This is a genomic window from Nocardia sp. NPDC004654 (assembly GCF_040609595.1).
Classification (GTDB): Bacteria; Actinomycetota; Actinomycetes; order Mycobacteriales; family Mycobacteriaceae; genus Nocardia.
On the sequence record NZ_JBEXKI010000011.1, the window covers coordinates 218,867 to 231,283 of the forward strand.

The 12,417-nt window shown below is 67.2% G+C and carries 12 protein-coding genes; 7 read left to right on the forward strand and 5 right to left on the reverse strand.

Annotated elements, in window-relative coordinates:
• Positions 1 to 64: 64 nt before the first annotated feature.
• The 6 genes from ABZV58_RS31985 (at position 65) to ABZV58_RS32010 (ending at position 7,786) form a co-directional block, all read left to right on the forward strand.
• Complete coding sequence (locus ABZV58_RS31985; protein WP_355003964.1) at positions 65 to 3,745, forward strand: nitrate reductase subunit alpha; 3,681 nt, start codon at positions 65 to 67, stop codon at positions 3,743 to 3,745.
• 71 nt (positions 3,746 to 3,816) lie between these two features.
• Positions 3,817 to 5,604, forward strand: coding sequence for a nitrate reductase subunit beta (gene narH, locus ABZV58_RS31990; protein ID WP_355003965.1), 1,788 nt, complete (start codon positions 3,817 to 3,819; stop codon positions 5,602 to 5,604).
• The gene (gene narJ, locus ABZV58_RS31995) at positions 5,601 to 6,281 is read left to right on the forward strand and encodes a nitrate reductase molybdenum cofactor assembly chaperone (RefSeq protein WP_355003918.1); all 681 of its coding nucleotides are present in this window, start codon (positions 5,601 to 5,603) and stop codon (positions 6,279 to 6,281) included. Before narH ends, narJ begins: the two co-directional genes overlap by 4 nt.
• Positions 6,278 to 7,036, forward strand: coding sequence for a respiratory nitrate reductase subunit gamma (gene narI, locus ABZV58_RS32000; RefSeq protein WP_355003919.1), 759 nt, complete (start codon positions 6,278 to 6,280; stop codon positions 7,034 to 7,036). Before narJ ends, narI begins: the two co-directional genes overlap by 4 nt.
• 130 nt (positions 7,037 to 7,166) lie before the next feature.
• Positions 7,167 to 7,391 carry a type II toxin-antitoxin system HicA family toxin gene (locus ABZV58_RS32005; protein WP_355003920.1) on the forward strand — a complete coding sequence of 75 codons (225 nt, stop codon included), beginning with the start codon at positions 7,167 to 7,169 and terminating at the stop codon, positions 7,389 to 7,391.
• Entirely contained in the window at positions 7,388 to 7,786 is a 399-nt protein-coding gene (locus tag ABZV58_RS32010; protein WP_355003921.1) for a hypothetical protein, read from the forward strand. Before ABZV58_RS32005 ends, ABZV58_RS32010 begins: the two co-directional genes overlap by 4 nt.
• 47 nt (positions 7,787 to 7,833) lie before the next feature.
• Here the strand turns inward: ABZV58_RS32010 and ABZV58_RS32015 are convergent, their stop codons facing one another.
• From ABZV58_RS32015 to ABZV58_RS32035, 5 genes are all read right to left on the reverse strand, one after another.
• A complete protein-coding gene (locus ABZV58_RS32015) occupies positions 7,834 to 8,280 on the reverse strand; it encodes a cupin domain-containing protein (protein WP_355003922.1) in 447 nt (148 codons plus the stop codon).
• Positions 8,281 to 8,348: 68 nt separating this feature from the next.
• A complete protein-coding gene (locus ABZV58_RS32020; RefSeq protein WP_355003923.1) occupies positions 8,349 to 8,738 on the reverse strand; it encodes a PIN domain-containing protein in 390 nt (129 codons plus the stop codon).
• Positions 8,739 to 8,788: 50 nt separating this feature from the next.
• Positions 8,789 to 9,241: a helix-turn-helix domain-containing protein gene (locus ABZV58_RS32025; RefSeq protein WP_355003924.1), complete on the reverse strand. Its 453-nt coding sequence runs from the start codon at positions 9,239 to 9,241 to the stop codon at positions 8,789 to 8,791.
• A gap of 110 nt (positions 9,242 to 9,351) precedes the next feature.
• The gene (locus ABZV58_RS32030) at positions 9,352 to 9,687 is read right to left on the reverse strand and encodes a TfoX/Sxy family protein (protein WP_355003925.1); all 336 of its coding nucleotides are present in this window, start codon (positions 9,685 to 9,687) and stop codon (positions 9,352 to 9,354) included.
• A 100-nt stretch (positions 9,688 to 9,787) separates the two neighbouring features.
• Positions 9,788 to 11,527, reverse strand: a complete 1,740-nt coding sequence (locus ABZV58_RS32035; RefSeq protein WP_355003926.1) for an amidohydrolase family protein — start codon at positions 11,525 to 11,527, stop codon at positions 9,788 to 9,790.
• A 201-nt stretch (positions 11,528 to 11,728) separates the two neighbouring features.
• Here ABZV58_RS32035 and ABZV58_RS32040 point away from each other — a divergent pair, with 201 nt between their 5' ends.
• Positions 11,729 to 12,358 (forward strand): TetR/AcrR family transcriptional regulator, encoded by a 630-nt coding sequence (locus ABZV58_RS32040; RefSeq protein WP_355003927.1) that lies wholly within the window; start codon positions 11,729 to 11,731, stop codon positions 12,356 to 12,358.
• Positions 12,359 to 12,417: the final 59 nt, after the last annotated feature.

The window sequence follows — 12,417 nt, forward strand, 5'->3', positions numbered from 1 at the left end:
ACGCACTCATGTTTCGGCACCCTCCGATCAGGCGGGCCCGCTTTCCTCCGACGCCGGTGACGCATTGCTCCGGCTGGGCAAATACTTTCAGCGCGGCGAGGTCTCCTCGGATCAACGCAGCCTGCACAAAGTCGGCGGCCGCGGCGCCGACGACTTCTATCGCGACCGCTGGGCGCACGACAAGGTGGTGCGCTCCACGCACGGCGTGAACTGCACGGGCTCGTGCTCGTGGAAGATCTACGTCAAGGACGGCGTGATCACCTGGGAGTCGCAGCAGACCGACTACCCCTCGGTCGGCGCGGACAAGCCCGAGTACGAACCGCGCGGCTGCCCGCGCGGCGCGTCCTTCTCCTGGTATACCTACTCGCCCGCGCGGGTGCGTTACCCATACGTGCGCGGCGCGCTGCTGGAGCTGTACCGCGAGGCCAAGGCCCAGCTCAAGGATCCCGTGCTGGCCTGGGAATCCATTGTGGAGGACCCGGCGAAGGCCAAGAAGTACAAATCCGCCCGCGGCAAGGGCGGTTTCGTGCGCGCCGAATGGTGGGAGGCCGCCGAGATCGCCGCCGCCGCGCACGTGCACACCATCAAGCGCTACGGGCCCGACCGGGTCGCGGGCTTCTCGCCCATTCCGGCCATGTCGATGGTCAGCCACGCCGTCGGCGCCCGGTTCATCTCGCTGCTCGGCGGGTCGATGCTGTCGTTCTACGACTGGTACGCCGACCTGCCCGTCGCCTCGCCGCAGGTGTTCGGCGACCAGACCGACGTGCCGGAATCGGCCGACTGGTTCGACGCGGGCTATCTGATCATGTGGGGCTCCAACGTGCCCGTCACCAGGACGCCGGACGCGCACTACATGACCGAGGCCCGCTACCGCGGCCAGAAGGTGGTCGTGGTCTCCCCCGACTACGCCGACAACACCAAGTTCGCCGACGAGTGGGTGCCCGCGCGCCCGGGAACCGATGCGGCGCTTGCCATGTCGATGGGGCACGTGATCCTGAAGGAGTTCTTCCTCCAGCGCGACACCCCGCGGTTCCTCGACTACGTCAAGCGCTACACCGACCTGCCGTACCTGGTCTGCCTGGACGACCCTGAGGGCTGGGACGCCGAGGGCGTGTACCACCACGACGGCGCGCTGGCGGGCAAGTTCCTCACGGCCGCCGATCTCGGCGAGTCCGTCGAAGCCGCGGAGCACAAGCCCGTGCTGCTCGACAACTCCGGAAACCCCGTGGTGCCCAACGGTTCTCTCGGCCACCGCTTCACCGAGGGCGACGCGGGCAAGTGGAACCTGGACCTCGGCGACGTCGATCCGCTGCTGAGTCTGTACGGCGCGGAGGGCAATCAGCCGGTCGCGGTGCGACTGCCGCGCTTCGACACCGACAAGGCGGGCGTGCTGCTGCGCGGCGTGCCGACGGTGACCGTCGCGGGCAAGCGCGTGACCACAGTGTTCGACCTGCTGCTCGCGCAGTACGGCGTCGGGCGCGACGGACTGCCTGGTGAATGGCCGACTGGTTACGACGACGCCTCCACCCCCTACACGCCTGCCTGGCAGGAGACCATCACCGGCGTCCCGGCCAAGCAGGCCGAGCGCATCGCGCGCGAATTCGCCGACAACGCCGACCGTTCCGGCGGTCGCTCGATGATCCTGATGGGCGCGGGCACCAACCACTGGTTCCACTCCGACCAGATCTACCGCGCCTTCTTCACCCTGACACTGCTCACCGGCTGCCAGGGCGTGAACGGCGGCGGCTGGGCGCATTACGTCGGCCAGGAGAAGTGTCGTCCGGTGACCGGCTGGGCCACTTTGGCTTTCGGGCTGGACTGGCAGCGTCCGCCGCGCCAGATGCAGGGCACCGTGTTCTGGTATCTGACCAACGACCAGTGGCGCTACGACCCGTTCACCGCCGAGTCGTTCTCCTCGCCGCTCGGCAAGGGCGTGTTCGAGGGCCGCACCGCGGCCGACAACATCGCCCTGGCCAGCAGGCTGGGCTGGATGCCGAGCTACCCGACCTTCAACCGCAACCCGCTCGATCTCGTGGACGAGGCCGAGGCCGCGGGCACGACGCCCGCCGAGCACGTCGTCGCGGGCCTGAAGTCCGACGACCTGCGCTTCGCCTGCGAGGACCCCGACGCGCCGGAGAACTTCCCGCGCTGCCTGACGGTCTGGCGCGCCAACCTGCTCGGCTCCTCCGGCAAGGGCAACGAGTACTTCCACAAGCACCTGCTCGGCGCGGATTCCAACCTCCAGGCGGGCGAGGCGACCGGGGTGCGGCCGCAGGAGCTGGTCTGGCGGGACGAGGCGGCGACCGGAAAGCTGGATCTGCTGCTCTCCCTGGACTTCCGAATGACGAGTACCACGCTGTTCTCCGACATCGTGCTGCCCGCGGCCACCTGGTACGAGAAGCACGATCTCTCCTCCACCGACATGCACCCGTTCGTGCACGCGTTCTCCCCGGCCATCTCGCCGCCGTGGGAGGCCAAGACCGACTTCGACGCGTTCCACCGGATCGCCCGCGGCTTCTCCTGGATGGCCGAGAAGCACCTCGGCAAGCGCAAGGACATCGTCGCGGTGCCGCTGCAACACGACTCGGCGGACGCCATGGCGCAGGCGGGCGGCCGCGTGCTGGACTGGAAAGCCGGTGACTGCGAACCGATTCCGGGCAAGACCATGCCGAAGCTGGTGGTGGTCGAACGCGACTACCCGAAGGTGGCCGAGAAGATGGCCGCGCTCGGGCCGCTGGTCGACACCCTCGGCGTCACCACCAAGGGCGTGACCACCCACCCGAACGTCGAGGTCGAGTACCTCGCGGGCATGAACGGCACCGTGGTTTCCGGTGTGGCGCAGGGCCGTCCGTCGCTGGCCAAGGACACCCACGCGGCCGAGGCCATCCTCGCGCTGTCGGGCACCACCAACGGCCGCCTCGCCGTGGAGGGCTTCGAGGAGCTGGAGCATCGCACCGGCACGAAGCTCGCCGACCTGGCCGCCGAGCACGAGGGCAAGCGAATCACCTTCGCCGACACGCAGGCTCGGCCGGTGCCGGTGATCACCTCGCCGGAGTGGTCGGGCAGCGAGACCGGCGGACGCAGGTACTCGCCGTTCACCATCAACACCGAACGGCTCAAGCCCTGGCACACCCTGACCGGACGCCAGCACTTCTACCTCGACCACGACTGGATGATCGAGCTCGGCGAACAGCTGCCGATCTTCCGGCCGCCGCTGGACATGACCGCACTGTTCAGCGAGCCCGGCGTGGGTTCGGTGACCGAGAAGGGCGTCACGGTCAGATATCTGACGCCGCACTCGAAGTGGTCGATCCACTCCGCCTATCAGGACAACCTGCACATGCTGACGCTCTCGCGCGGCGGTCAGTCGATCTGGATGTCGGACAAGGACGCCGCGAAGATCGGTGTGGCCGACAACGATTGGATCGAGGCGATCAACCGCAACGGCATCGTGGTCGCGCGCGCCATCGTCTCGCACCGCATGCCGGAGGGCACCGTGTTCATGTACCACGCGCAGGACCGCGCGGTGGACGTGCCGCGCATCGAGGGCACCCCCGAGGTGAACGACGCGCGCGGCAAACGCGGCGGTATCCACAACGCGCTCACCCGGATCATGATCAAGCCCTCGCATCTCATCGGCGGGTACGCGCAGCAGTCCTTCGCGCTGAACTACCACGGCCCCACGGGTAACCAGCGCGACGAAGTGACGACTATTCGCAAGCGGTCCCAGAAAGTGGAGTACTGACATGAGCCCGACGAGGTGCCGACGCTCTGTCCGATTGCGGTCGCAGAAGGTGGAGTACTGATATGCGTGTCATGGCACAGCTCGCCATGGTGATGAACCTGGACAAGTGCATCGGCTGCCACACCTGCAGCGTCACCTGCAAGCAGGCGTGGACCAACCGCGGCGGCACCGAGTACGTCTGGTTCAACAACGTGGAAACCCGGCCCGGACAGGGCTATCCGCGTCAGTACCAGGATCAGGAGAAGTGGAAGGGCGGCTGGACGCTCACCAAGCGCGGCAAGCTGACCCTGAAGTCCGGTTCGCGAATGAAGCGGCTGCTCAACATCTTCGCCAACCCGGACCTGCCCACGGTGTCGGACTACTACGACCCGTGGAGCTACGACTACGACAACCTGCTGTCCTCCCCCGCCATCGACACCACGCCGGTGGCGCGACCGAAATCGCTGATCACCGGCGAGGATACGAAGGTCACCTGGGGTGCCAACTGGGACGACGACCTCGGCTCCGGCCCGGAGCAGGTCGGCAAGGACCCGCTGCTGAACAAGCTCTCGGACAAGGTGAAACTGGAGTTCGAAGAGACCTTCATGTTCTACCTGCCGCGCATCTGCGAGCACTGCCTGAACCCGTCGTGCGCGGCGTCCTGTCCCTCCGGCGCGATCTACAAGCGGGCCGAGGACGGCATCGTGCTCGTCGACCAGGACAAGTGCCGCGGCTGGCGGCAGTGCATCACCGGATGCCCGTACAAGAAGATCTACTTCAACCACAAGACGGGCAAGGCGGAGAAGTGCACCTTCTGCTACCCGCGCGTGGAGGTCGGCATTCCGACGGTGTGTTCGGAGACCTGCGTGGGTCGGCTGCGCTACATCGGCGTCATGCTCTACGACGCGGACAAGGTGCAGGAGGCGGCGTCGGTCACCGACACCAAGGATCTGTACCCCTCGCAACTCGGCGTCTTCCTCAACCCGCACGACCCGCGGGTCGTCGCGGAGGCCGAGCGCGCCGGCATCTCGCCGGAATGGATTCAGGCGGCCCAGGATTCGCCGGTCTACAAGCTGATCGTGGACTACCAGATCGCGCTGCCGCTGCACCCGGAATACCGGACCATGCCGATGGTCTGGTACGTGCCGCCGCTCTCGCCGGTGGTGGACGTGCTCACCGAGACCGGGCACGACGGGGAGAACCATGCGAACCTGTTCGGCGCCATCGACGCGCTGCGCATTCCGGTGGAGTACCTGGCGGAGCTGTTCACCGCGGGTGAGCTCGGTCCGGTGCGGGCGTCGCTGCAGAGGCTCGCCGCCATGCGGTCTTTCATGCGGTCGGTGAACCTCGGCGAGGAGCCCGATCCCTCGATCGCGCCGTCGGTGCGGCTGGAGCCCGAGGAGATCGAGGCGCTGTACCGGCTGCTCGCCATCGCGAAGTACGAGCACCGTTATGTGATCCCGCAGGGCGCGACTTCGCAGGCGCACGAACTGGATTCGCTGGCGACCGGGTGCAGTCTGGACACCGATGGTGGGCCGGGTATGACCGCGTTCGACCAGATGGTGGAGAAGTTCCATCTGACGGACTCCAATGGGGCTGCGCCGGAAGAGAAGTCGACCCGGATCAATTTGCTCAACTGGGATGGGAAGAGCACCAAGGGTTTGATTCCGACCAACGGTGGTGGGTCCAACGGTGCTGGCTCCAACGGCTCGGCTGCGCAGAACGGCGCGGGGCACAACGGCGCAGGGTCCGGCGACGCGAAGGCAAACGGCAGCAACGGCGCTGCCGGAGTAGGGGCCGCGAACGGCAGCAACGGCGCTGCCGGGAACGGTTCGTCCACCGAGGATGTGACCGCGACGTCGAGCGGGGTCACCAGATGAGTCTGCTGAAACTGCGCCGGCGGCCCGAGCCCGCCGTGCGGATGGCCGAGCGCGACCGTCGCCTGGTGTGGCGGCTCGCCGCGCTGCTGTTGGACTACCCCGGCCAGGCAACGCTGGCCATGCTGGACGAATTGTCCAGTGCGGCAGATCAATTGCCCGACGAGGTGCGCCCGCAGTTGGCCGGTCTGCTGACCCACCTGCGCACGACGCCGCCGATCGACCTGGCCGCCGACTACGTCGCGACCTTCGACATGCGGCGCCGTGCGAGCCTGCACCTGACCTTCTACGCCTACGGCGACACCCGCAAGCGCGGCATGGCGTTGCTGCGTTTCAAGCACGCCTACCGGCACGCCGGGGTGGAACTGGGTGATCAGGAACTGCCCGATCACCTGCCCGTATTGCTGGAATTCGCCGCGACGGTGGACCCGATCGGCGGCGAGCGCCTGCTCGGCGAGCACCTGCCGGTCATCGAGCTGCTGCGACTCTCGTTGTCCGACAGCGGTTCTCCCTACGCGGGGGCGCTCGCCGCGGTGGTGGCCACGCTGCCGCCGCTCACCACGGCCGATCGGCGGCGCATCGCCGAGCTCGCGGCCGAAGGTCCCCCGGAGGAAGAGGTCGGGCTGGAACCCTTCGCCATGGACCCCACGATGTTCGCTCAATCGGAAGGCCGTCGATGAACGCCGTCCCGCACCTGCCCGTCGAGTTGTGGCTGATCCTGCCGTACGTCGCGTTCACCTCGTTCGTGCTCGGCCACATCTGGCGCTACCGCAACGACCAGTTCGGCTGGACCACCCGGTCCTCGCAGATCTACGAGAGCAGGTTGCTGCGGCTGGGCAGTCCGCTGTTCCACTTCGGCATGCTCGGGGTGTTCTTCGGGCACGTGCTCGGCGTGCTGATTCCCGAGTCGTGGACCGAAGCCGTCGGCATCAACGACCACACCTATCACCTGATCGCGGTCGGCGCCGGTTCGGTGGCCGGTCTCTCCGTGCTGGCCGGTGTGGGCATTCTGCTGTACCGCCGGTTCACGGTGACCGCGGTACGCAAAGCGACCACCGCCAACGACAAGCTGATGTACGCCCTGCTCACCGCCGCGCTGGTCACCGGCCTGACCAACACCTGGGGCGCCAACCTGCTGTTCGGCACCTACAACTACCGCGAGACCGTCTCCCCCTGGTTCCGCAGCCTGTTCACCCTGAACCCGCAACCGGAACTGATGGTCGACACCCCGTGGCCGTTCCAGCTGCACGGGCTGGTCGTCCTCGTCCTGGTCGCCCTGTGGCCCTACACCCGCCTGGTCCACATGTTCAGCGCCCCCATCGGCTACCTCACCCGCCCCTACATCGTCTACCGCCACAAACAACCCAACGCCACCGACTCCCGCCGCTACGCCCGCGCCTGGGACGCCCCGGTCACCCCGGAACGCTGGCGCTGATCTCCTTCGCCCCCACCGCAACCCGGTGGGGGCGACTTCGTATGGAGCGGATGCGGACTTGCAATCTGACTAGCTACATTTTCTGCTAGCTTGCTAGCTATGCTTGCGCCTAGCGCGCTAGCATGCTGTCATGATTGCGGAGCAACCGACCCGGAAGGTCCTGAAGGCCCTCAAAGCCGCGGGCTGGTCGAAGCTCCGCGACGGAGCGGGCAGCCACACGATCTACGGTTGCCGAACCGGCAAGCATGACGTGAGCGTCCCGGACGGGCACACCACCATCTCGCCGGGCGTGGCCAGGTCGATCTACAAGGCCGTAGGGTCCTGCGACTGCCCGGAGGAGGAAGAGAAGCAGTGAGCAAGGCAATCACCTACGACGTGCACGCGAGCCGTGTCGGACGATGGTGGGAAATCACCATCCCCGATGTGTACGGAGCCGATCCCTGCGGTCAAGCGCGCCATCTCACCGACGCCGGATACGAAGCGCGCACCATCATCGCCGCCAAGCTCGACGTGCCACTGTCCCGGGTGGAATCACGGTTGATCGTCGACGATTTCGGGGACGCGCACGACGTCAACGAGCGGGTGGAGCACATCGCACAACTCCGCTCGACGATCGAGCGGCTGACCGAGGAACTGAATGCCGAGCAGCGCTCGCTCGTCAAAGAGCTTCGACGCGAAGACGTCCCCGACGTCGATGTCGCCACGTTGCTCAATGTGGCGCGGCAGCGGATCGGCCAACTGGCGAAATAGGCTCGGATCCCGGGCCATCGCAGGTCTCGAGAACCGTTGCGACGGGTTCAGGCGCAGTCCGGGGCCGGGGCGTCGCGGAAGAGGGGGTCGCCCGTCGGCGGGGCGTAGACGACGTCCAGGACCAGGGGCTCGGTGCCGAGGTTCTGGCCGATGTGGACGTTCCACTCCCCGGCCGGCTCGTAGATGAAGTCGCCCGTGCGATACACCGGCGCGACACAGTCCGGACCGGGGTGGGTGAGGGTGCCGGAGCGAACGAAGCCGAAGACCGGGCCGTCGTGATAGTGCCACCCAGTCGACCCGCCCGGCCCGATGGTGATCTCCCGAACCACCAGATCGGTCCCCGCCACGAACGGCAGCAACCCTGCCGGAATCTGCGCATGCCCCAGGGTGGTCGCCGTGATATCCGAGCCGGGTGTTGCCTCGGCGCGTATCGCGCCAACCAGCGACCCGCCGAGCACCGCCACAACGACGGCTACACGCACAATGGGCGTCATCGGCGCAGCGTATCGAGTGCGGGACGGCCGGGAAAGGGTCGACAGCGAATCCGTCCAAACTGTCCGATTCAGTAGGGAAGATCGCCCATATCTTCCAGGTCGGAGCCGTTGGCGGTCAACACGATATCGATCTCACCGTGGATCGCGGCGCAGTGCACGTGCGCGTCGTAAGCATCGGGGTAAGCGAGGGTCGCGTCGATCCGATAGCCGGTGATCAGACTGTCTTCACCCAGGGCCGCAACGGTTTTGCGGCGAATACCACCGATCTGCTCCTCGGACAGGAACGGATTCTTCTTCCGCCGGTGGTAGAGGGCCTCGGCCATGATGTCCTCGGTCCAGAACACCTGGAACATACCCGCACCGCCCCGCAGATACAGCAGGCACAGCCAGTCGCGTAGCGTGCGCGAGTACAGAATGTTCGCGTCCACAAGCACTCTCGTCACCCGCCCGCCAACCATGCCGGACATGGTAGCGGCCGGGCTGCCGACGGAGACCCTTCGGCGGCCGGTCAGTCGCGGAGGCCCAATTCCTCTTCGAGAGCTCGCAACTCGTCGAACGCCTTGCTCTGGTGTTCCAGCTGCGCACGGCGAAAAGCCAGCACGTCCTTGCTGTGCAGGCGGGTGTGCGAGCCAACTTTGTGGGCCGGGATCTTGCCCTCGCGGACGAGCTTCATCAGCGAGGGTCGCGATATGCCCAGCATTCCCGCGGCGACTGTCGTGGTGACTTCGTTCGGGATACTGCCGATGGTGACCGTGCAGCCGCGGCCGACCAGATCGACGAGCCGAAGCACCAAGGCCGCCAGCTCGGGAGGCATCGTCAGGTGCCGATCGACGTCTGTCTCCACCGTGACCGCCGGTGGCGATTCTCGGTCACCGAGGAACTCCCGGACATTGCGGGCCTGCTCGATCTCGCGTGGACTCACCGATACGGTGGCACGGTCGTCACGTTGCAACGTGTCCACAAACAACCCTTTCGAGCATGGCGGAGATTGCACCGGGTAGATATCTCCAGCCTAACCGCCTTTCACTTACAAGTGCAACAATGTTGCGGTTGCAAGCGCGGCGCGGGCATCTACCTCTTGGCCGGGAGGGAGCGGGCGTAGTCGACGCCGCGGTCGACCCACTCGCGCAGGGTTGCGTCGTCGCGGATCGGTGTGCCGGTCACTCGGAGCCAGCCGACCATTTCTCGGCCGCCCATGGTCATCGGCGTGACGGTTTCGTCGTCGATCATGGTGGCGCCCTGGGCCGGGTCGACGCGGACGAGCAGGCCGCCCTGGCCGCTGGCGGCCACCGCCATGTTGCCGCTGATCATGAAGGCGAGACCGCCGAACATCTTCTTCTCGGTCATGTCGAGGCCGGGATCGATCAGGTCGCGGATCCGCTCGGCCAGTTCCTCGTCGTATGCCATAGGTCACAGTGTGGACCTGGGCACCGACAGATCGCTGCCCCTTTACGCGGTGCGCAACCCGTGTGCCGCCCTTCGCGCGGACGGCGCGAACGTCACGTCGTCATCCGGCGCGCAGGAACCGCCCCGCCTGTTCCGTGCCGAGCCCGGGTCCGGCGGCGCCGGAGCCGAACACGTACTTCCCACCGATGAACACCGCGGTGACGGTCGCGTCGTTGCGATTGACCATGCGGGACAAGTTGCCGTAGTGCGGGGCCGGGTGTTCGGCGTAGGTGTCGAGGGTGGCGTCGAGATGGGCCGGGTCGATCACGACGGCGTCGGCACGGTCGCCGACGCGCAGGCGGCCCGCGTCCAAGCCGTACCACTCGGCGAGTTCACCGGTCAGGCGGTGGACCGCGTGCTCGAGCGTCATGAACGGCCGGTGCGCTCGTTCGGCGTCGTGGACGCGACGCAGCAGTCGCAGGCCGAAGTTGTAGAAGGCCATGTTGCGCAGGTGCGCGCCCGCGTCCGAGAAGCCGAGCTGGATGCCGGGATCCGCCGCGAAACGGTCGAGCACAGCGGGGCGGTGGTTGGAAATGGTTGTGCGCCAACGCACTTTGGTGCCGTGTTCGACGACGAGATCGAGGAACGCGTCGACCGGATGCAGGCCGCCGCGGTCGAGACCGACCTGACCGAAGGTCTTGCCGAGCACGGATTCGTCGGGGCATTCGACGATCTCGGCGTCGAAGAAGTCGCGATGCCAGACGCGGGGACCGAACTTCTTGTCGTAGTCCTTGCGGAACCAGCGGCGATAGCCTTCATCGCTCAGCAGGTCCGCACGCTCTTCGAGCTGGTCGGCGAGATGCAATGCCGCGGCGCCCGATCCGAATTCCTCGAACACCGGCAGGTCGATCCCGTCGGAATACACCTCGAACGGCACCGGTAAATGCTGCCAGCGGAAATCGCCGCCGAGCGCGTTGACGGCGCGGGCGAGCGCCGGAAACACCCGCGCCACACCGGGAATCGCCTTCACGTCCGCGGCCGAGAGCAGGCTCACCTTGAGCGGTTCCCGCCACAGCCCGATGCTGCTCGCGGCCATCGCGACCAGGCTCTGCGGCCGTGCCACGTCGGGTCCGCCCTGCAAGGCGCGCCCGCGGCGGCGCAGAATCGTGTTGAGCACGCTGCGTTCCCGGCTCGTCGCGTACGTGGAGGGCAGGGTGCGCGAGCGGCAACGCTGCCCGTCGAGCTTGTCGAACAGCAGCTGCTGGGAGGACATGCCGACGAAGCCCGCGTCGAGAGCTTTGGTGAGTGCGCGCCGCATCGTGGCGAGCTCGTCGGGAGTCGCCTTCACCTCGCGCCTGGTGGCGCGATCGAGCCCCATCACGGCCGCGCGAACGTCGGAATGCCCGAGGAAGCCGGCCACATTCGGCCCGAGCGGCAGCGCGTCGAGCGCCGCGGCGTACTCCTCGGCGGTGCGCCAGGACTTCAGGTCGCCGATCGCGGCGACGACGTGTCCGCGCGGAATGGCTTCGACCCGGCCGAACAGATCGCCCGCCGTCTCCGCGTCGGCGTGCACTGTCGACAGCGAACACGAACCGAGCAGCACGGTCGTCACGCCGTGGCGCACCGATTCCGGCAGCGCTGGATCGAGCAATACCTCCACGTCGTAGTGGGTGTGGATGTCGATCATGCCGGGAATCACCCAGTGCCCGGCGGCGTCGACGACCCGGCCGCAGCCGGTCTCGTCGAGCGGCACGGCCGACACCTCGGCCACCCTGCCGGCGCGGATGCCGAGATGGCGAACCGCTGACGGGGCGCCCGTGCCGTCGAACCACCGGCCGCCCTTGATGATGCTGTCGAACATCGTTGACTCCCTACAAAGCGATCTCGCACCGCGCGACCTCGCCGGTCGCAGTGCGCGGCAACGGTTCCGCGGTGATCCGGCCACGGGGCGAGAACCTCGAGCCGCGGTCGTCGGCGAACCCAGCCGACGTGACCTGCACCACAACGTAGCACTGGCTAGACACCATGTCTAGTGACTTTGCGCATCGTCTAGGATGAGTTCATGCCGACCGAACCGACCGAGGCCCGCCGCGGCTTGTTGCGCGAGGAACAGAAACGCCTGACCCGAGCGCGGATCGTCGACACCGCGCGCCACCTGTTCGAAACGCAGGGCTACTCCTCGGTCCGCGTCGACGACATCGCCGCCGCGGTCGGCTGTAGCCGGGCCACCTTCTACCTGCACTTCACCGGCAAACCGGAGGTGCTGCGCGCCATCGCCGAGGCGGGCACCCTCGCCAGCGTTCGCCTCTTCTACGCCGACCTGGACCGGGTGCTCACCACCGGATCACGAGAAGAGTTCGCGGACTGGATGACCCGGGCCATCGACTGGTTCTTCGCGAACAAGGACATGCTGCCCGCATGGGACGAGGCGACCGCACTCGAACCGGAATTCCGCGAGGTCGCGCGCGAGGGCATCATGACGCTCGCCGACAGCATGCCCGCCTACCTGTCCCGCTGGCCTGCCGAACGCAGGGACGAAGCGCGACTGCGCATCGAACTACTTGTCGCGCAACTGGAACGGTTCTTCACCCGCTGGGCCATGCAGGGCACGATCGACGTCTCCGCGAGCCAGGCGGCCGAGGTGCTCACCGACATCTGGTTCCCCGCACTCGTGGCGCCGGGGGGCGATTGATGCCCACCACGGCAGCGGCGCGCCGACTCCTTACTCCTAGGCCACCGACGGCGCCGCCG

What these genes read in the sequence shown, in the direction of transcription:
- narH (WP_355003965.1), top strand. Translation starts at nt 3,817, where the DNA reads ATGGCACAGCTCGCCATGGTGATGAACCTGGACAAGTGCATCGGCTGC.
- narJ (WP_355003918.1), top strand. Translation starts at nt 5,601, where the DNA reads ATGAGTCTGCTGAAACTGCGCCGGCGGCCCGAGCCCGCCGTGCGGATG.
- narI (WP_355003919.1), top strand. Translation starts at nt 6,278, where the DNA reads ATGAACGCCGTCCCGCACCTGCCCGTCGAGTTGTGGCTGATCCTGCCG.
- ABZV58_RS32005 (WP_355003920.1), top strand. Translation starts at nt 7,167, where the DNA reads ATGATTGCGGAGCAACCGACCCGGAAGGTCCTGAAGGCCCTCAAAGCC.
- ABZV58_RS32015 (WP_355003922.1), bottom strand. Translation starts at nt 8,280, where the DNA reads ATGACGCCCATTGTGCGTGTAGCCGTCGTTGTGGCGGTGCTCGGCGGG.
- ABZV58_RS32020 (WP_355003923.1), bottom strand. Translation starts at nt 8,738, where the DNA reads ATGGTTGGCGGGCGGGTGACGAGAGTGCTTGTGGACGCGAACATTCTG.
- ABZV58_RS32030 (WP_355003925.1), bottom strand. Translation starts at nt 9,687, where the DNA reads ATGGCATACGACGAGGAACTGGCCGAGCGGATCCGCGACCTGATCGAT.
- ABZV58_RS32035 (WP_355003926.1), bottom strand. Translation starts at nt 11,527, where the DNA reads ATGTTCGACAGCATCATCAAGGGCGGCCGGTGGTTCGACGGCACGGGC.
- ABZV58_RS32040 (WP_355003927.1), top strand. Translation starts at nt 11,729, where the DNA reads ATGCCGACCGAACCGACCGAGGCCCGCCGCGGCTTGTTGCGCGAGGAA.